The organism is Serratia sp. TSA_130.1 (assembly GCF_052691795.1).
Genome location: NZ_JBQZFS010000001.1, coordinates 390591 through 408048 on the forward strand (window position 1 = coordinate 390591; position 17458 = coordinate 408048).

Below are 17458 nucleotides of genomic sequence, written 5' to 3' on the forward strand. Positions count from 1 at the left end.
TCAGTGTAACAAACCCGATGAAGCTCGCACTTCGTCAGCCGTGCGCTGCATTGAGGGAGCTTTTGCCGTATGCTGTTGTCTCACTTCGGTGAGACAGCCAGGGCCGCCAAGAGCCCGTTAAGACTCTCTTAAGAACTTTGTGATTGACTTGTAGGGCATACAGAAAAGGAGAAGTTATGAGTCGTTCGACATCCCGCAAATCAGGCGCAGGCCTGGGGCGCCGTATTCGCAGCGCGCTGCTGGCGCAGAAGCAATACTGGAAAATGTATTTCGCCATGAAGCTGCGCCGCGTGCGCGTGCCTGCACCGCTGGTGCTGCTTGGCGGTTCGCTGCTCGGGTTCTTCATGCTGACCCTGCTGATGCTCAGCGTGGTGACCATCGACGTCATCAGCACCCTGCTGCTGCTGTGCCGGAAACTGCTGGGACGGGGTGACGGTGAGGGGCGCGCCTTTATGCCGCGCAGCTGACGAGAAGAGCGCGGAGGCGCAATACGCCTCCGCGCGCAGATTAACGCTTGGCGCCTTTGCGGCGCGTCAGCATGAATCCGCCCCACAGCACTGCAACCCACACCGGCATCAACAGCACCGAAATGCGGATCCCTTCGCTGAAATACATAATCACTAAAATCAGGCCGAGGAACGCCAGGCACAGATAGTTGCCGAACGGATACCACAGCGCCTTAAAGCTCGGAATGACACCCTGACGGTTCTTCGCCGCACGGAATTTCAGGTGCGCCAGGCAGATCATCACCCAGTTGATCACCAGGGTGGACACCACCAGCGCCATCAGCAGCTCAAACGCCTTGCCGGGCATCAGATAGTTGATCAGCACGCCGATCGAGGTAATCAGCGCCGACAGCGCGATGGACAGGACCGGCACGCCGCGCTTGTTGACGCGCGTCAGCGCTTTCGGCGCATTGCCCTGGCTGGCCAGCCCGAACAACATGCGGCTGTTGGCGTAAACGCCGCTGTTGTAGACCGACAATGCGGCGGTCAGCACCACCACGTTGAGCACCGTCGCCACCAGATTGCTGTTCAGCGCATGGAAGATCAGCACGAACGGGCTGCCGCCCTCCACCACTTGCCCCCACGGATAAAGCGAGAGCAGTACGGTCAGCGAACCGATATAGAAAATCAGAATACGGTACACCACCTGATTGGTCGCTTTAGGAATGCTGCGACGCGGATCGGCGGCTTCCGCCGCGGTGATGCCCACCATCTCCAGCCCGCCGAACGAGAACATGATCACCGCCATCGCCATCACCAGCCCCGAGAAGCCGTGCGGCATAAAGCCGCCCTGCTGCCACAGGTTGGTGATGCTGGCCTGCGGCCCGCCGTTGCCGCTGGCCAACAGCCAGGCGCCAAACACGATCATGCCGACAATCGCCACCACCTTGATGATGGCGAACCAAAACTCGGTTTCGCCATACAGGCGCACGTTCACCAGGTTGATCAGATTGATCAACACAAAGAACAGCGCGGCGGACGCCCAGGTGGGGATCTCTGGCCACCAGTACTGAATGTAGATGCCGACGGCGGTCAATTCCGCCATGCCGACCAGAATGAACATCGCCCAGTAGTTCCAGCCGGAAAGGAAACCGGCGAAATCACCCCAATATTTATAGGCAAAGTGACTGAAAGATCCGGCGACCGGCTCCTCCACCACCATTTCGCCCAGCTGGCGCATGATCAAAAACGCGATAAAACCGCCGATGGCGTAGCCCAACAGCACGGCGGGGCCGGCCATTTTAATGGTTTGCGCAATGCCGAGAAATAAACCGGTGCCGATGGCGCCCCCGAGGGCAATAAGCTGTATGTGTCTGTTTTTTAATCCGCGTTTTAGCGGGGTATCCTGATGCTGACCGCCCATCTTATCCTCATATGGCGTACCTCCTTGCCGTTATCGGCCAAGATTTCACCAATCAATAAATGTATCTGCGGGCGGCTTTTTAACACTTAACCCCGTGAGCATCAAGGAGTAGCGCCCCGAGACGGCAGACCGGAGCGCGATTTTTTAACCGAGGGAGAGCGGGTAACGGCGGCGTTCAGCCAGGCATACCGCACAGTTTGGTCAGGTTGCGCGCGCCGATCATCAGCGTGGCGACATAAGATTGGCGACGCGTAACCACTTCCACCGCCACGCGATCGTTTTGATATTTTATCAGATAGGTCGAGGGCCAGCCCTGACGGCGCTGGCCGAAGCTTTCGGCATGACGATCGATCGCCGCATGGGCAATCACCAGATGAGACAAGTTTTTATCACCTTTGATAATGCGCTTCATAAACAGCCTCCGCCAACGACAGCTCTGTTATTAGAAAAAGGAGAAACTCTTACCAATCACCGGTATTTTTGCGAATCAGTTAGCCTGTCGGCTCATCAGAAAACAGATCATCGCCGCGCGCAGCGGGCTGGCGCTGTCGGCCTGCCATTCACCGCCCTGGGTGCTCATGCGCGCCTGCCACTGTGGGCTGTCGCTGTGGTTGTCGGGGTTCAGACTGATTTTGTTGGCGCAAATGATCGGCCAGGCGTCGGAGGGATTCTTGCAGTAATCTTTACCTTTCACGCCGCCGTAGGGATACCACTTGTCCGGGTTCTCCCCGGTCAGCAGCGCAATGCTGCGGTTCACTTCGGCATCGCTTTCTTCGTACCATTTAATCATCGGCTTTATCCATCTTTTGTAAGGTTCGCGCTACATTACGATGTCTGTAAGACAGTTTTATGACAGCGTCGCCGGTTTTCACATTATCTGCACTAATGTTTCGCCCCCTTTAACTTTTCTCCCCTTCTGCGTACACTTTTCGTCTGTTTAGCGCCCAGGAAACGCACGCATGTTGACCGGCCTCAACCACCTGACGCTCGCCGTCAGCGATCTCGATCGCAGCTTCGATTTTTACCGTCATCTGTTGGGGTTTACCCCTCACGCCCGCTGGCAAGGCGGCGCCTATCTGTCGTTGGGGGCGTTGTGGCTGTGCCTGTCATTGGATGAGGCCCGCACGCAACCACGGGCGCGTGATTACACCCATTACGCCTTCAGCGTCGCGCCGGAACACATTGAACGGGTCAGCGAGCGGCTGCGCCAGAGCGGCGCAGAAGAGTGGAAAAGCAATCGCAGCGAGGGCGAGTCGCTCTATTTTCTCGATCCTGATGGGCATCAGTTGGAGATCCATGCCGGCGATCTGGCCAGCCGCCTGGCGGCATGCCGGGAAAAACCGTATCAGGGCATGGTATTTTACTGAAGCGCCCCGGCGGCGCAGCGCCGGCCGGAGCAAGGTGTTCAACGTTCGGGGATAAAACCTTTGAAATCCAGCGCGGGGCTGAGATCGTCGTCATCAGCATCGCCGCCGTCGGCGCGAGCGCTGTGCGCCAAACGCTTCAACAGCGCCGTTTGTTGACGTTGCTGCTCGGCAATTTCCTGCAGCAGGCGAATCTGCTCGTTGGCGCGCACGCTGGCGCGGTTCACAAGGAACCAAACCCAGAGCCCCACCAGCAACGCCACGGCGGCGAGAGCCAACGACAACAGGCCGTTCTGGCCAAAACCTAAATCGTACATGGACAACCCTATCTACTGCGAAATTCAGGCCGCCATCTTAACACTCGCGGCGGCCGGGCGAACATCCCTGCCAAAAATTGCTTACCAGGGTACGAAGCGCGTCACCGAACAGATGCCCAGCGCAAAATTTCCACCATCGTCGCAATAACTGTCCAGCGCCAACAGGTAGAAAAACAGGCAGGCAGCGACGGCCGTCATTATCACGAGGATTTTTTTTCGCAACAAATTTAGCAGCCTCATTGTTATCAGGATGGTCTATCGCGCATGTTATCACAGCAAAGTTAAACGAAGTTTAACTTGTCGTTTAGATTTCTGGCTATCGCCCGATTTTCAGACTGTTACCCTTGCCCTCGCGCTGGCGCCGTGGCTAGATGAACCCTCAGGGATAACGAGGAAACGCAATGAGCAGACTGATTAAGTGGGTACTGGTATTGGCGGTCATTTACGGCGGCTTTTTGATCTCGGGCTACGGCGTGCTGATCGGCAGCAACAAGAACGTCGGCGGATTGGGATTGCAGTGCAAATACCTGACGGCGCGCAACGTGGCGATCGCCCAGTACGTCAATGGCGACAACGGTTTCATCGGCGTGACCGACTGCCCGCTGTTCAAGAAAATCGAAACGGTGGTGGATTAACCGCCACCGCCCGACGCCGTCGCTCTGCGGCGGCTCCGCCTCAATCGCGGGTAAACTTCAACTCGATCAGCGCAATCGCCTTGTCAATCGCTCTGCGGGTCACCGGATCGGCGCCGGCGGGATGCGTGGAGAAATCGATGCTTTTGAGCTGGCCCGCCATCTTGTCGCGCACTTCGGTCGGCGCAATCACGTCGATAACGTCCAGAATCTGTTTAATGACCAGTTGGCAAGCGACCAGATCGGAAGCCAATTCCTGCTCGTTGCTCAGCATGTCAGACATAATAACTTTCCCTCTTGATTCAAACGCCGCACAGAATAGCATGCCGCCTGCGCCATTGCCCGCCCTCCCCGCCTTTTTCCCCATTCTGCGCACCGCCGGGCAAAAGCCCGCGGCAGATTAGCCTATACTTGCAGCATGACGGTGATAAAAACATCCGTAACCTAAGCCACAACCAACAGGAGATAGTTATGGCGAATCACAATGTGAAATCCTGGGCAACAGTGCGTGAAACTTCGGTGGAAATTGCCGAAGCTATTTTTGAACTGGCAGGGAACGATGAAGTGTTGGCGCAGAAGATCTGGGAAGAAGGCAGCGATGAAGCGCTGGAAAAGGCTTTTGCCAAAACCACCGCCGACCAACTTTATTGGGGAGAGGAAACCGTCGAGCGTAAAAACGTTTAAGCCGCCAGGCAACAAAAAGCCCGGGTTTCTGGCCCAGGCTTTCCCGATTAGCGTTCACCCCGCTCAGCGGCGTGCATCTCTGCTTGCTCTCACGGTTCTTCACCTCCCACACCTTCCGCATTTTTCATGCTCATCACCGGCGTCGCCATAAAAGCGCCGACGCCCACGATTACAACCAGAGTAATAACCACTGTCATTAACATGCGATCACCCCATCAACGTTGAGTTGTTACGGCTGACTCTGTTTTGGCGGTTCTTGCTGCGGTCTGCTCCGCGTCACCCACCGCGGCGGCGACAGTCTCAGATTAGCCGTTTTTCCTTTCGGCTGACAAGCGGCGGTTCAACGGTTTTTCCGAATCATGCCCCGTCATCGGCGGCGTTTTTTGTCCGCGGCGGCAAGTTGTGTATACTTCACCGCTATGTAGATCTCACACTGACGCACTGATGATACAAGAACACCATCTCTCATTGGTCTGCGCCCTCAGCAAATGGGTCGAAACTCACCTCGGACGAGTGATCCATCTCGAAGAGCTGGCCGAGTACTCCGGCTACTCGCTGTGGCACATGCAGAAGCTGTTCAAAGAAGCGACAGGGATTTCGCTGGGCAAATACATTCGTGAACGCCGTCTGGCCGGCGCGGTCTATCAACTGCGCAGCAGTGAAGCGTCGATTTTCGATATCGCCCTGGACTTTGGCTTCGGCTCACAGTCCCACTTCACCTACATGTTCAGAAAGCGTTTTAATATCACGCCTTACGATTTCCGCCAGGATCTGAGCGTCGATCTGTACATCGATCCGCCGCTGCACGTCATTCACCAAAAATCCGCCTGATTTTCGCCCGCCGTCAACCGGCGGGTTAACGCGCGCCCCAGACCGCCAGCAGCGCGATCGCGGCCGGCAACGCCTGCACCCACAGGATCTTGCGGCTGGCGGTCAGCCCGCCGAACACGCCGGCCGCCAGCACGCAGCCGAGAAAGAACAGCTGCAGCGCCACATCTTCACGCCAATAGCCCCATACCAGGCCCAGCGCCAGAAAACCGTTGTACAGCCCCTGGTTGGCGGCCAAGACCCGCGTGGCTGCGGCGAACTCCGCCGTCGTCCCGAATGCTCGCCTGCCGATCGGCGCGCGCCACAGGAACATTTCCAATACCAGGATATAAAGGTGGAGCGCCGCGATAAGCAGCAGAACAATGTCGGCAATGAGCTTCATGATTATCCAAATAGCGGAATGGGAATGCCGTCAAGTATAAGTGATGGGTGAATATCGCTCACCATCCAAGATAAAAAAACCCGCCGAAGCGGGTTTATGCAGGAGTCATTTTTTGAGGTTAGTGTAATACGGCAACCAACAATGCCGCGACAGAGACCCAAAACAGCGCCGTGGCAACCACGACATGGGACAGTCTTGCACGATAAAGAACTTGGCTCATAATGACCTCACTGACATCAGACTAACGGGAGACAACCTGACTTCCTGAGGATTATCCTAATCTTCTTCCGTTTATCATTATATGCGTCAGATCACTATTTCGTTGAGAAACTTTATATTGTCGTGAAGCTGGAGCCGCGATCACATTTATTGCGCGTTATTAGAGCGAAATAAGTCGAATAATCTCGGTGATTATATCCTAACGCTATCAAACTTCGCTCCACGGCAGGCGTGGCGCGGCCATGCGCTCACCGGAATAACCGCTGACCGCCGGAAAACGATCCGTTTCCTGCTCCCAATCGCGCTGAGCCTGAATAATTTCCGCTTTGGTATGGCCAACGAAGTTCCACCAGATAAGGATCTCTTCATTTAACGGCGCTCCACCGATTAATAATCCCCGGCTGCCCTTCTCTGCATTTAACTCAATAGAGTTATTACCCATGCCTAAATAGGCGAATGCGTCAGGTGAAAATGTTTCACCATTAAGTTCAAATGCACCAATCAGGGGCAAAAAGCCGATTTCATAATCATCGCGCAGCGGCAATTGCGCCGTCGCCGCCTCTTGCCATTCCATATCAATGGCGATTAATGGCGAAAGAGTAAACACCGGTGAACGATAAGCGCCAAATTCCCCGACCAGCAAACGGTGATTCACGCCGTTATTCCGCCACTGCGGCAAATCGGGATAATGATCGAATCGCGGCGCCATGTCGGCATATTCGGCCGGCAACGCAATCCACAATTGTGCGGCGTGCAGTCGTCGGTCCTCGCCCACCGACTGTTCCGTATGCGCGATGCCGTGCCCTGCGGTCATCAGATTGACCTGCCCCGGACGGATCAACTGTTCGCTGCCGAGGCTATCGCGGTGCAGCACCTCACCCTCGATCATCCAGGTAAAGGTTTGCAGACCGGTGTGCGGATGCGGCCCTACGTCCATGCCGGGCGCGGTGCCGTTGAATACCGTCGGGCCGGCGTGATCGAGAAAACACCAGGCGCCGACGGTGCGCCGCTCCCGGGTTGGCAACGCGCGGTTGATAGGAATGCCGCCCACTTCAGCATTGCGCACGGCAATACGCTGGATCTGGCGCGCGCCGTCAACGACAGGGCACTCGCGTGAGGGTGAAAAGCGCGTAGGACGTGACTGACTCATCGCAAAGACCTCCTGAATGGCGCCGATTCGCCAAGGATAATCGCCCCAGCTTAGCACAGGACAACGCCCCCTGGAGAGCGACGACGCTCAGCCGCGCTCACGCGGATTAAGGTGTTTTGATGTAGCAGCTTTTAATATCGATATCGTCGTGGGCATGCCTGAGATCGGAGAAATAAGTCACTCCGAAGAGAATCGACACGACCAGCAGTACAGAAACCAACAGGCCGATAATCGCCAACAGTTTGGTTTCATCGTGGAGATTGGGCTCCATTTTCTCTCCCCTAGTTAATGACGTCAGGTCAGCCACAGCGTGACCGCCAACGTAAAAATGATCAGTGAGCAGGACGCAATCGCCAAAACGACGATCGCAAATTGCGCATCACCCAAGGTTTCTCTGTAGTTTTTATCCGTCAAGGCGTTACGCTGCTGTTTCACTAAATCGGCTTTCACTCGTTCAACTGCTGCATTGCTGTTTGATGGGGCAAGACACCCCCTCAGAATGGGGGAGCGAAATCCCCCTTCGGCTGCTCAGTCCGCAACCGGGCCATGACGCTACCAACTTTCCCCCCCAGGGTCAACACCGCCGCCGCGGGCCGGCGAGCGCAGGCACACGGTATGTGTAACTTTTATTTAGAGGGAAGGGAAATAAGAGATGCTTATAGCGGAGGCAAAAAAAAGCCCGGCACATCGCCGGGCCAGGGGAGACAGAGGCGTTATTGCGGGATACGCAGCACCTGTCCCGTATAGATCTTGTCCGGGCTCGACAGCATCGGCTTGTTGGCTTCGAAAATTTTGTTGTAGAGATTGGCGTTACCGTACATCTCTTTGGAGATTGCGCTCAGCGTATCGCCCTTCTTCACGGTATAGAAGCGGCTCTCGGCGTCGGATTGCGCTACCGCCACCTTGTCTTCCACACCGCTGATGCCCGCTACGTTGCCGATCGCCACCAGAATCTTCTCTTTCAGCTCCTGGCTGACGGCATCGCCGGTCACCACCGCTTTCCCATCGACCACCTGCACATCGACTTTGTCGGTGCCCGGCAGGCCGCTCTTATCGAGATGCTCCTTGAGTTTGGCGCTTTGATCTTCGGCGGAGGCATTGCCGGTGACTGTGTCCCACAGTTTTTCGCCCGCTTCTTTGACAAAGTTAAACAAGCCCATATTCACTCCTTTTGATGGTTGCACTAATGCGTTGATGTAAGGCTTGTTAAGCTTAGCATCGTCAAAAGGATATGCCATCCGCTCACGGCGCCAGAAACGGTTAGAGTATTCCGAAAGTGTCGTCAGCGGCGTTTCAACGGTGATTAATCGCGCAATGATGCTGAAAAATATTGCTTTTTTACCTACACTGTTGCAGACAAGGCGACTCGACGAAGGAGGCGTGCAACGATGTACGCATTGGTGATGTTTGTCTGTTATCTGGATGGTGGCTGCAGTGAAATGGTGGTCGACATATTGCGCGACGAGCCACAATGCCTGGTCGCGATGAAGGAACAGAACTTGCGACACGCCGGTTGTTATCCCATGGAAGAGTTTATCGACGGCTTCTGGTTGCCAGCCAGCGAATATTCGGATTTTTAATTCCCTTCCCGCGCGATGCTGAGGAATTTCTGATTTCATCAGAAACTTCGTCTTCCTCCGAGGCATAAGGCCGCTGTTTTGCTAAATTGCGGCTCCCGAAGAAGAGAGAGACAGAGAAAGGTCATGCCAGCATCAGCTCATTCCAACGAGCAATATGAAACTCTGCTGCGCGACGTCAGCCTGGCGTTAGGCGACGCAGTGTTGCAGTTAATCAAAAACCATAAAAAAGTATCCGGCGGCAATATTCTTTCACAGTTGGTGACCGAAATAGAGCGTGAGCAGGATCAGCAACGTTTCGCCGCGCTGCGTTCCGCCATTGAGCTGGTCGGGTTGGCGCCCAAAGGCTGAGCTCCCGATAAAACAAAGGCAGGGCTTACGCCCTGCCTGATTACCAATCCCGACACAGGATGAAGGTAATGGAATTGCCGCTTAGAAGCGATACGTCAAGCTGACGGCAACGATATCATCGTTGGCCAGTTTCAGTTTGTTATCGTCGCTCAGCTGGTTGATTTGATAATCAACGTAGGTGTACATATTTTTGTTGAAGTAGTAAGTCGCCCCCACTTCCACGTATTTCACCAGGTCGGCATCACCGATCCCTTCGATATCCTTGCCTTTGGACTGCACATAGGCCACGGAAGGGCGCAGGCCGTTCTCGAATTGATACTGGGCCACCACTTCGAAGTTTTGCGTTTTGTTGGCGAAGCCGGAAGTGCCATTGACGCTGATCGGCGTCATATTACGGGTTTCCGCATACATCGCAGCCAGGTAAACCTGGTTGGCATCGTATTTCACTGCGGTGGTCCATGCAGTGGCGCTGTCGCCCTTGCCATATTGCAGCTCTTTCTGCTTGCTGGTGCGGTTAGAATCAGAGAACGCCGCCGCTACGCCGATGCCGGAACCGCCGATGTCCTGGTAGTCCAGAGACAGGCCGTAACCGTCGCCGTTTTGCTTGGTCACGCTGCGACCGTCGCCGTCGTTTTTACCCTGATACTGCACCGCCAGGTTCAGACCTTCCACCAAACCGAAGAAGTCACGGTTACGGTAGGTGGCCAAACCGTTGGAACGGGCGGTCATAAAGTTATCGGTATAGCTGTAGGAGTCACCGCCGAATTCCGGCAGCATGTCGGTATATGCCTCGGCGTCATACACCACCCCGTAGTTACGACCGTAGTCGAAAGAACCATAGTTGCCGAATTTCAGCCCCGCAAAGCCCAGACGCGTTTTGGTGCCGGCGGTGCCCTGCGCTTCGTCGTGATTGGCCTGGACGTTGTATTCCCACTGACCGTAACCGGTCAACTGGTCATTGATTTGCGTTTCGCCTTTGAAGCCCAGGCGAACATAGGTCATATCGCCGTCATTGGACTTACTGTCGCTGAAATAATGCTTGGCGTTAACGCGGCCGTACAGGTCGAGTTTATTACCATCCTTATTGTAGATTTCAGCCGCGTTGGCGAAGGAGGTGATCGCCCCGAGGGCGACAGCTAAGGCTAATACACTGCGTTTCATCATTTATTTTCCTAGATATTATAATTAGAACCCTGCCCGTCACGCCCAATTTATAGTTTGGGCTGTGATTTTATCTTTTGGTATTTTATGAGCCCCCCTAATGTGGGGTGATGTGACATTAGCATCATGAATCAAAACTTAAAATCAAAAAGTTCATGAAACAACGAGGAGAAAGCATGTTTATTTGTAACTAAATATGTCAAAAATGAAAGCGCATAACCTATTGAATATAAGAATTTTTTATCACATAACTTATAACCAAAATGGTGCACCGCACTATTTTGGTGCATTTTGGTTTCGTTTTGCGTGCTTTCTGCGCGATTCAAAAGTAACAATAAGATTAGCATGGTTATTAAAAACGTTACTTATTTCACATTTTTATATTAACAATCTCACCGGGCAATTAAGGCTTTCAGATAACGGCCTGACACAACCTTTTATTCACGCGTATAAAGGGCGGTATTCGGAACGAATAAAATTCGCCTTACGGCAATTAAAATAGCGGGAAATAGCAGAATGAAATAATGGGGAGAATAACGGCGGCGCGCTGACGGCGCCACCGAGGATAAATCAATACAGCGTAGAACGGGAAACTTCGCTCAACAGCATTCCAGCACGCAAGCCCAGCGCCACAGTGGGGTTAGGGAACAGAATCCACGCGCCCTCTTGGCCAACGCGATAGTCTTCCTGCGGCTGCTCGCACAGCAACATCCCCGGTTTCAACTCGGTGAAGTTGGCCGTGTCATCATCCAGGTACAGCTTGAAATCCTCGCTGTGTTTGATCAACGAATGCATCACACGGAATACCCGGATCGCCTCGCCCGCGCGCTCCGGCAACGGCCCCTCGCTGACCGCCGCCCGCAAAGCGCGATCGATGGCGGCAAACTGCTGCAGATCGTTGCTGCCGAACGGCCGCGCTTTACCCAGCTCGAGCGTACAGCTCGCCGCATTGAGATGTTCGCTGGAGTAGTGGCTAAAAGTCCCGCCCGGGGCGCTGTGCACCACCAGCGCATCCAAATCGGCGGCATCCAGCAGCTTCAACATGGGCTCACTGTACGGGCGTTTCTGGAAGGGCAGAATGCCGAAACGTGGCAATCGCGATTCACGAATGGCGGTGTGCAAATCGTAATGGAAACGCGCCGCCGGTTCCCCATCGAAAAAGGCGGCGAGCGCACGCTCCAGCTGCTGCGCGCGCACGGTCTCGCCGCTGGCGGCGAAGTTGCGGTAGCGGCCGCCGAACATGCGGTTCATGTCGCTATGCACATAGCGCCTGCCCGCCCGCATCGCCGCCGGGTTGCCCAGCACCACCAACAGCCGCACCGTCAGCATCAATCGGCCGATCAGTAGGTCGCCGACCAGCTGATTGAGCAGTTCAATCGGCGCGGTTTCGTTGCCGTGCACGCCCGCCGACATCACCATCGCCTGGCGGTAAGGCCGCCGCGGCGTGAGCTCCAGCACCCCTTCCCCCTGCCAGCGCCAGCGCAGCTGCGGGGTTTCACCTTGCCATTCGACGGGTTCGCTCCCTTCCAATGTCAGAGGCAGTAGATCGATCATGCCGCCTCCCTTAGCGTTGGAACGGATAAATGGACCCGAGACCGAGGATCGACGTCAGCGAATCCAACGCCTCGCGCCCTTCGCGCAGCAGCAGCGGATCGGCCAGGTCATCCTGCGTCAGGCGATCGCGGTAATGACGATCCACCCACTCGTTCAACGTCGCGAACAGCCGATCGTTCATCATGACGCGCGGATTCACCGCCCGCAGCTCTTGATCGTTGAGCGCCACCCGCAGCCTCAGGCAGGCCGGGCCGCCGCCGTTGCGCATGCTTTCGCGCAGATCGAACACGCGGATTTCATCGATCGGGCCGCCGCTGCCGACCATGTCGTTGAGATAACGCCACACGCCGGCATGCTGGCGCGACTCTTCCGGCACCACGATCATCATCTTGCCGTTCGGCTTGGTGAGAATTTGGCTGTTGAACAGATAAGTCGCCACCGCGTCCGCCACCGAGACGCGCTCCGTCGGCACTTCGATCGCCACCAGCTCGCTGTCCAGCGTCGCCATCTTGCGGCGCACTTCATCCAGCGCCTGTTGCTGGCGGTAAAACGCCTGCTGGTGGTGGAACAGCACGTTCTGGTTGCTGACCGCAATCACGTCGTTATGGAACACGCCCTGGTCGATCACCGCCGGGTTTTGCTGCACGAAGACCGTATGCTGCTCGTCCAATTGGTGCAGGCGAGCGATCGCCTCACCGGCTTCGCGCGTCTGGCGCGCAGGATAACGCGCCGGCGCCGTTTCGCCGCCAAACTCCTGGCGACCGTAAACGAACACCTGCACGCTGCGCCTGGCATAATCGCCGCCCAGCCGGTTATGGTTGGCCGCCCCTTCGTCCCCAAACAACGCCACCTGCGGCAGCGCTTCATGGTGGGCGAAATGCCGGTCGTCGTTAAACATCGCCCGCAAAACGTCGGTGGTCGTTTCCGCTTCAATGGCGCGGTGGAATTTATTGTTCAGGTTGGCGGCGGTGAAATGCACCTTGCCGTCTGCGCTGTCCGCCGAGGGGGACACCGTGGCCGCATTGGCGGTCCACATGCAGGACGCCGAGCTGAGCGCCGACAGCAAACGCGGCGATTGACGCATCGCCTGCGCCAGCACCGCCTCATCGCTGCCGCTGAAGCCCAGGCGACGCAGCATCGGCAAATGCGGCCGCTCCTGCGGCGGCAATACCCCTTGCTGGAAACCGAGATCGGCCAGCGCCTTCATTTTCAGCAGCCCCTGCTTCGCCGCCAGCTGCGGGTTCGATACGCTGTTTTGATGCTGCGTAGAGGCCTCGTTACCGAACGACAGCCCGGCATAGTGGTGCGTTGGCCCCACCAAACCGTCGAAATTGACTTCATATCCTGACATGGCTATCCCCTGGGGATGGCCTGCGGCGACGCCATGACGCCGCCGCAGACGATTAACGGAACGACAAGCCCGGCGAGAGCGTCGCCGGCAGCGACAGGCTTTCGCTTTCCAGCGACGCCATCGGCCAGGCGCAATAGTCCGCCGCATAGAAGGCGCTTGGGCGATGGTTGCCGGAAGCCCCCACGCCGCCGAACGGCGCCGCGCTGGACGCCCCGGTCAACGGCTTGTTCCAGTTGACGATGCCGGCGCGCGCTTCCAGCAGCAGCCTCTCGAACAGCTCGCGCTGCGGCGAGACCAATCCCACCGACAGGCCGTAGCGCGTCTGGTTGGCGAGCCGCAGGGCCTCGTCGAAATCGCGGTAACGCACGATCGTGGTCAACGGCCCGAAGTACTCTTCGTCCGGCACGCCGGCCACGCCGGTCAGCTCGATGATGCCCGGGCTGAGCAGCGAACTGCCCGGCTCCAGCAGACGCATGGCCAGCAGCGATTTACCGCCCAGCGCCAGCAAGCGCTGCTGCGCTTTCAGCATGTTTTCCGCCGCGGCCGCCGACACTACGCCGCCCATGAACGGCTGCGGTTCGGCATCCCAACGGCCGACGCGCAGCTCGCCCGCCACCTGAACCAAACGCGCGATAAAGGCGTCGCCTTCCGCCCCCTGCTTCACCAAAATGCGGCGTGAACAGGTGCAGCGTTGGCCGGCGGAGATAAACGCCGACTGGATAGCCAGGTTGACCGCCGCGTCGCGATCCTCGAAACCATCGACGATCAGCGCGTTGTTGCCGCCCATCTCCAGCGCCAGGATCTTCTCCGGCTGCCCCGCCAATTGGCGATGCAGGTGGTAACCGGTGCCGGCGCTGCCGGTGAACAACAGGCCGTCGATATTCGCACTGGCCGCCAGCGCCTCGCCGGTTTCCCGGCCGCCCTGCACCAGATTGATCACCCCGTCCGGCAGACCGGCCTTCAGCCACAGCTTCAGGGTCTCCTCGGCGGTCAGCGGCGTCAGTTCGCTCGGCTTGAACACCACGCAGTTTCCGGCCAGCAGCGCAGGCACGATATGGCCGTTCGGCAGATGGCCGGGGAAGTTGTAAGGCCCGAACACCGCCAGCACGCCGTGCGGGCGATGGCGCAGCACCGAAGCGCCGTCGGCCATCGCCGTCTGGCTAAAACCGGTGCGCGCCTGATAGGCCTGCAGTGAAATGCCCACCTTGCCGATCATCGCCTGAATTTCGGTCAGGGTTTCCCAGCGCGGTTTGCCGGTCTCGCGGCTGATGGTTTCCGCCAGCGACTGTTTATGTTCTTCCAGCAAAGCGGCGAAGCGTTTCACCAGCTGTTCGCGCTGCTCGAACGGCGTACGCGCCCAGCCGGGAAATGCGGCGCGCGCGGCTTCGCAGGCGGCGGCGACGTCATCGGCGTCGGCGGCGTTGGCGCGCCACAGCGGCTGATTGCCGACCGGATCGGCCTTGCCGAACTCCGCGCCGCGGCCCTGCCGCCAGACGCCGTTAATCAACAGTGCAGGATGGGACATCATGCTTTCTCCTGTGCAATAAGGGGGAGTACCCGCACCGGGCTGCCCTGCTCGACGCCCAGCGCCGCAGCGGTGGCGGCGTTGATATGCAGGCGATCGTCATACAGATCGGCATTGACCAGCAGTGCGCGGTAATTCTGATAGTTGTCGTTGGCGACCAGATGGACCGGCGCATCGGCGCGCATCGGCGTGTCATCCAGCACCACTTTGACCAGGCGGCTCTGCTTCACCGCACGGATGTGGTCGATTTCGGCTTCCAGCGTCGGGCCACCGTCGAAGATATCGACGTAGCCCTGATAGCTCAGGCCTTCCGCCTCCAGCAGGCGGCGCGCCGGCAGGGTTTGCGGGTGCACTTCACCGATCACCTTCTGCGCGTCTTCGGCCAGGAAATCGACATACAACGGATGTTTCGGCATCAGTTCGGCGATAAACGCTTTTTGTCCGGTGCCGCTCAGGTAGTCCGCCTTGGCGAACTCGATGGAGAAGAAACGGTGGCCGACGCTCTCCCAGAACGGCGAACGGCCGTTTTCATCGGAGAAACCGCGCATCTCGGCGATCAGACGGCGGGAGAAGCGTTCACGGAACGCGGCGATAAACAGGAAACGCACCTTCGACAGCAGCTTGCCGTTCTCGCCGTGACGATAGTCCGGATCGAGGAACAGCGTGCACAGTTCCGAATGCCCGGTATGGTCGTTGCTGAGGAACAGCGTCGGCACCGATTTATAGACGTTCAGCTGTTTGGAAGCGTGCACCTGCGTGCCGACGCGGAAGCTGTACCAGGGTTCCGCCAGGCCGACGGCCACTTCGATCGCGCAGACCCCCACCGCCTGCCGGCGCTCGCTGTCTTCCAACACGAACAAATAACACTGGTCACTTTGCGGAAGTTCGCCTTGCCAGGTTTTTAACGCCCGCTCAATGCGTGCCGACAGGGTATCTTCATTTTGCGGCAGCGACGTGAGACCGATACCGGATTTGCCGGCAAGCGTCAGCAAATCCGCCAAATCGCGGCGCTCTATAGGGCGAATAATCATCATAATGCGAACCTCTTCTGAATCAGGCTGCGCCGGTGAAGGCGCAGCCCGCTGATTAGCTGCAAATGCGCGCCACGGCGCGCGCGAATCGCGCCAGCCCCTCTTTCACATCCTGCTCAGGGATGATCAGCGACGGCGTGAAACGCACCACGTCCGGGCCGGCGATCAGCGCGATAACGCCTTCTTCGTTGGCCAGTTGGGTGATCTGCTTCGCTTTGCCGGCATAGTCTTTCTTCAGTTGGCAGCCGATCAGCAAACCGCCGCCGCGAATCTCGGCAAAGATCGGATACTGACGGTTGATGTCGTTCAACCCGTCGATGAACCACTGGTGGCGCTGCTTGACGCCTTCCAGCACTTCCGGGGTATTGATGATGGAGAACACTTCCCCCGCCACCGCCGTCGCCAGCGGGTTGCCGCCGTAGGTGGTGCCGTGAGTGCCGACGCCCAGCGTTTTCGCCAGCGCATCGGTGGTCAGCATGGCGCCGATCGGGAAGCCGCCGCCCAGCGCTTTCGCGGTGGTCAGCACGTCCGGCACCACGCCGTACTGCATATAGGCATACAGGTGGCCGGTGCGGCCGACGCCGGTCTGCACTTCGTCGAAGATCAGCAGCGCGTTATGGCGATCGCACAGTTCACGCAGCCCCTGCAGGAAACTGGCTTCCGCCGGCAGCACGCCGCCTTCGCCCTGGATAGGCTCGACGATCACCGCGCAGGTGCGATCGTTGATAAGCTCGGCCGCCGCGGCCAGATCGTTATACGGCGTATGGGTGATACCGCCCGGCAGCGGCGCAAAGTCCTGCGAATATTTTGGCTGGCCGCCGGCGGACACGGTAAACAGCGTACGGCCGTGGAACGCGTTGTTGAACGCCACAATCTGATCTTTACCGGCGCCGTGCTGGTCATGCGCATGTTTGCGCGCCAGTTTCAGCGCCGCTTCGTTGGCTTCTGCGCCCGAGTTACAGAAAAACACCTTGTCGGCGAACGTGGCGTCGATCAGTTTTTTGGCCAGGCGCAGCACCGGTTCGTTGGTATAGCCATTGCCCAGATGCCACAGTTTGCCCGCCTGCTCCACCAGCGCCGCCTTGACCGCCGGGTGCGCATGGCCCAACGCGTTAACCGCGATGCCGCCGGCGAAATCGATGTAGGACTTACCCTGTTGATCCCACACCTGCGATCCTTCACCCCGCACCAGAATAAAATCGGCAGGGGCATAAACCGGGACCATCCAGTCATCAAAAGACTGGCGGGTAACTGCGATTGGCTGTTCCATAGTGACCTCATAATCTCAGCAAAGGCTGAATTTTGACTGTAAGGACCGCGCAAGCCCGGCTAGGCCGCCACAATGCAAAAAAACCGCTGTTCAAAACCGACTTTCCCGGCGGAGAAAATGCTGTCTCTCACCGCTGATTTAGAAACAAATCTGTTACATAAAATCGGTTTTTCACTATTTATGGCGCTTATCC

General features: G+C 57.4%; 24 protein-coding genes. 7 read left to right on the forward strand and 17 right to left on the reverse strand.

Annotation, left to right across the window (positions count from 1 at the left end; translation table 11 throughout):
- The first annotated feature begins 176 nt into the window (after positions 1-176).
- Positions 177-467, forward strand: a complete 291-nt coding sequence (locus tag ACUTQY_RS01810; protein ID WP_033643389.1) for a hypothetical protein — start codon at positions 177-179, stop codon at positions 465-467.
- A gap of 40 nt (positions 468-507) precedes the next feature.
- Here ACUTQY_RS01810 and ACUTQY_RS01815 read toward each other — a convergent pair whose 3' ends face one another.
- The 3 genes from ACUTQY_RS01815 to ACUTQY_RS01825 form a co-directional block, all read right to left on the reverse strand.
- A complete protein-coding gene (locus ACUTQY_RS01815) occupies positions 508-1869 on the reverse strand; it encodes an amino acid permease (RefSeq protein WP_033643390.1) in 1362 nt (453 codons plus the stop codon).
- Positions 1870-2044: 175 nt separating this feature from the next.
- Entirely contained in the window at positions 2045-2281 is a 237-nt protein-coding gene (locus ACUTQY_RS01820; protein ID WP_025303167.1) for a DUF4060 family protein, read from the reverse strand.
- A 75-nt stretch (positions 2282-2356) separates the two neighbouring features.
- Positions 2357-2659, reverse strand: coding sequence for a phage protein NinX family protein (locus tag ACUTQY_RS01825; protein ID WP_033643391.1), 303 nt, complete (start codon positions 2657-2659; stop codon positions 2357-2359).
- Between the two features lie 169 nt (positions 2660-2828).
- Here ACUTQY_RS01825 and fos point away from each other — a divergent pair, with 169 nt between their 5' ends.
- Positions 2829-3236: a fosfomycin resistance glutathione transferase gene (fos, locus tag ACUTQY_RS01830; RefSeq protein ID WP_033643393.1), complete on the forward strand. Its 408-nt coding sequence runs from the start codon at positions 2829-2831 to the stop codon at positions 3234-3236.
- A gap of 38 nt (positions 3237-3274) precedes the next feature.
- Here the strand turns inward: fos and ACUTQY_RS01835 are convergent, their stop codons facing one another.
- The gene (locus ACUTQY_RS01835) at positions 3275-3550 is read right to left on the reverse strand and encodes a YebO family protein (protein ID WP_033643394.1); all 276 of its coding nucleotides are present in this window, start codon (positions 3548-3550) and stop codon (positions 3275-3277) included.
- Positions 3551-3631: 81 nt separating this feature from the next.
- Positions 3632-3790 (reverse strand): PhoP/PhoQ regulator MgrB, encoded by a 159-nt coding sequence (locus ACUTQY_RS01840; RefSeq protein WP_004927688.1) that lies wholly within the window; start codon positions 3788-3790, stop codon positions 3632-3634.
- A 161-nt stretch (positions 3791-3951) separates the two neighbouring features.
- Between ACUTQY_RS01840 and ACUTQY_RS01845 the strand changes: the two genes are divergently transcribed.
- The gene (locus tag ACUTQY_RS01845; protein WP_033643398.1) at positions 3952-4185 is read left to right on the forward strand and encodes a YobH family protein; all 234 of its coding nucleotides are present in this window, start codon (positions 3952-3954) and stop codon (positions 4183-4185) included.
- A 40-nt stretch (positions 4186-4225) separates the two neighbouring features.
- Here the strand turns inward: ACUTQY_RS01845 and ACUTQY_RS01850 are convergent, their stop codons facing one another.
- Positions 4226-4465 carry a DUF2766 family protein gene (locus ACUTQY_RS01850; RefSeq protein WP_033643399.1) on the reverse strand — a complete coding sequence of 80 codons (240 nt, stop codon included), beginning with the start codon at positions 4463-4465 and terminating at the stop codon, positions 4226-4228.
- Between the two features lie 188 nt (positions 4466-4653).
- Between ACUTQY_RS01850 and ACUTQY_RS01855 the strand changes: the two genes are divergently transcribed.
- Positions 4654-4866, forward strand: coding sequence for a YccJ family protein (locus ACUTQY_RS01855; protein WP_004927694.1), 213 nt, complete (start codon positions 4654-4656; stop codon positions 4864-4866).
- Positions 4867-5310: 444 nt separating this feature from the next.
- Positions 5311-5697, forward strand: a complete 387-nt coding sequence (locus ACUTQY_RS01860) for a helix-turn-helix domain-containing protein (RefSeq protein ID WP_046687261.1) — start codon at positions 5311-5313, stop codon at positions 5695-5697.
- 25 nt (positions 5698-5722) lie between these two features.
- Here the strand turns inward: ACUTQY_RS01860 and ACUTQY_RS01865 are convergent, their stop codons facing one another.
- From ACUTQY_RS01865 to lysM, 5 genes are all read right to left on the reverse strand, one after another.
- Positions 5723-6076: a DUF1304 domain-containing protein gene (locus ACUTQY_RS01865; protein ID WP_046687262.1), complete on the reverse strand. Its 354-nt coding sequence runs from the start codon at positions 6074-6076 to the stop codon at positions 5723-5725.
- Positions 6077-6503: 427 nt separating this feature from the next.
- A complete protein-coding gene (locus tag ACUTQY_RS01870) occupies positions 6504-7445 on the reverse strand; it encodes a pirin family protein (protein WP_033643401.1) in 942 nt (313 codons plus the stop codon).
- A 106-nt stretch (positions 7446-7551) separates the two neighbouring features.
- Positions 7552-7716, reverse strand: a complete 165-nt coding sequence (locus ACUTQY_RS01875; RefSeq protein ID WP_162837199.1) for a hypothetical protein — start codon at positions 7714-7716, stop codon at positions 7552-7554.
- A gap of 23 nt (positions 7717-7739) precedes the next feature.
- Positions 7740-7895 carry a hypothetical protein gene (locus ACUTQY_RS01880; protein ID WP_162882310.1) on the reverse strand — a complete coding sequence of 52 codons (156 nt, stop codon included), beginning with the start codon at positions 7893-7895 and terminating at the stop codon, positions 7740-7742.
- Between the two features lie 263 nt (positions 7896-8158).
- Positions 8159-8605 (reverse strand): peptidoglycan-binding protein LysM, encoded by a 447-nt coding sequence (gene lysM / locus ACUTQY_RS01885; RefSeq protein ID WP_033643402.1) that lies wholly within the window; start codon positions 8603-8605, stop codon positions 8159-8161.
- 228 nt (positions 8606-8833) lie between these two features.
- Here lysM and ACUTQY_RS01890 point away from each other — a divergent pair, with 228 nt between their 5' ends.
- Both ACUTQY_RS01890 and ACUTQY_RS01895 read left to right on the forward strand, forming a co-directional pair.
- Positions 8834-9025, forward strand: a complete 192-nt coding sequence (locus tag ACUTQY_RS01890; protein WP_004934567.1) for a YdfD/YebW family protein — start codon at positions 8834-8836, stop codon at positions 9023-9025.
- 123 nt (positions 9026-9148) lie between these two features.
- On the forward strand, positions 9149-9373 hold the full coding sequence (locus ACUTQY_RS01895; RefSeq protein ID WP_016927388.1) for a biofilm development regulator YmgB/AriR family protein: 225 nt from the start codon (positions 9149-9151) through the stop codon (positions 9371-9373).
- A gap of 81 nt (positions 9374-9454) precedes the next feature.
- Here the strand turns inward: ACUTQY_RS01895 and ompC are convergent, their stop codons facing one another.
- From ompC to ACUTQY_RS01925, 6 genes are all read right to left on the reverse strand, one after another.
- On the reverse strand, positions 9455-10537 hold the full coding sequence (gene ompC, locus ACUTQY_RS01900; protein ID WP_046687263.1) for a porin OmpC: 1083 nt from the start codon (positions 10535-10537) through the stop codon (positions 9455-9457).
- 567 nt (positions 10538-11104) lie between these two features.
- On the reverse strand, positions 11105-12088 hold the full coding sequence (gene astE / locus ACUTQY_RS01905; RefSeq protein WP_046687264.1) for a succinylglutamate desuccinylase: 984 nt from the start codon (positions 12086-12088) through the stop codon (positions 11105-11107).
- 10 nt (positions 12089-12098) lie between these two features.
- Positions 12099-13439, reverse strand: a complete 1341-nt coding sequence (astB, locus tag ACUTQY_RS01910) for an N-succinylarginine dihydrolase (protein ID WP_046687265.1) — start codon at positions 13437-13439, stop codon at positions 12099-12101.
- A gap of 52 nt (positions 13440-13491) precedes the next feature.
- Positions 13492-14964, reverse strand: coding sequence for a succinylglutamate-semialdehyde dehydrogenase (gene astD / locus ACUTQY_RS01915; protein ID WP_046688497.1), 1473 nt, complete (start codon positions 14962-14964; stop codon positions 13492-13494).
- A complete protein-coding gene (gene astA / locus ACUTQY_RS01920; protein WP_004934585.1) occupies positions 14964-15998 on the reverse strand; it encodes an arginine N-succinyltransferase in 1035 nt (344 codons plus the stop codon). The genes astD and astA overlap by 1 nt, the downstream gene beginning before the upstream one ends.
- Before the next feature lie 52 nt (positions 15999-16050).
- A complete protein-coding gene (locus ACUTQY_RS01925; protein ID WP_015378175.1) occupies positions 16051-17265 on the reverse strand; it encodes an aspartate aminotransferase family protein in 1215 nt (404 codons plus the stop codon).
- Positions 17266-17458 lie beyond the last annotated feature (193 nt).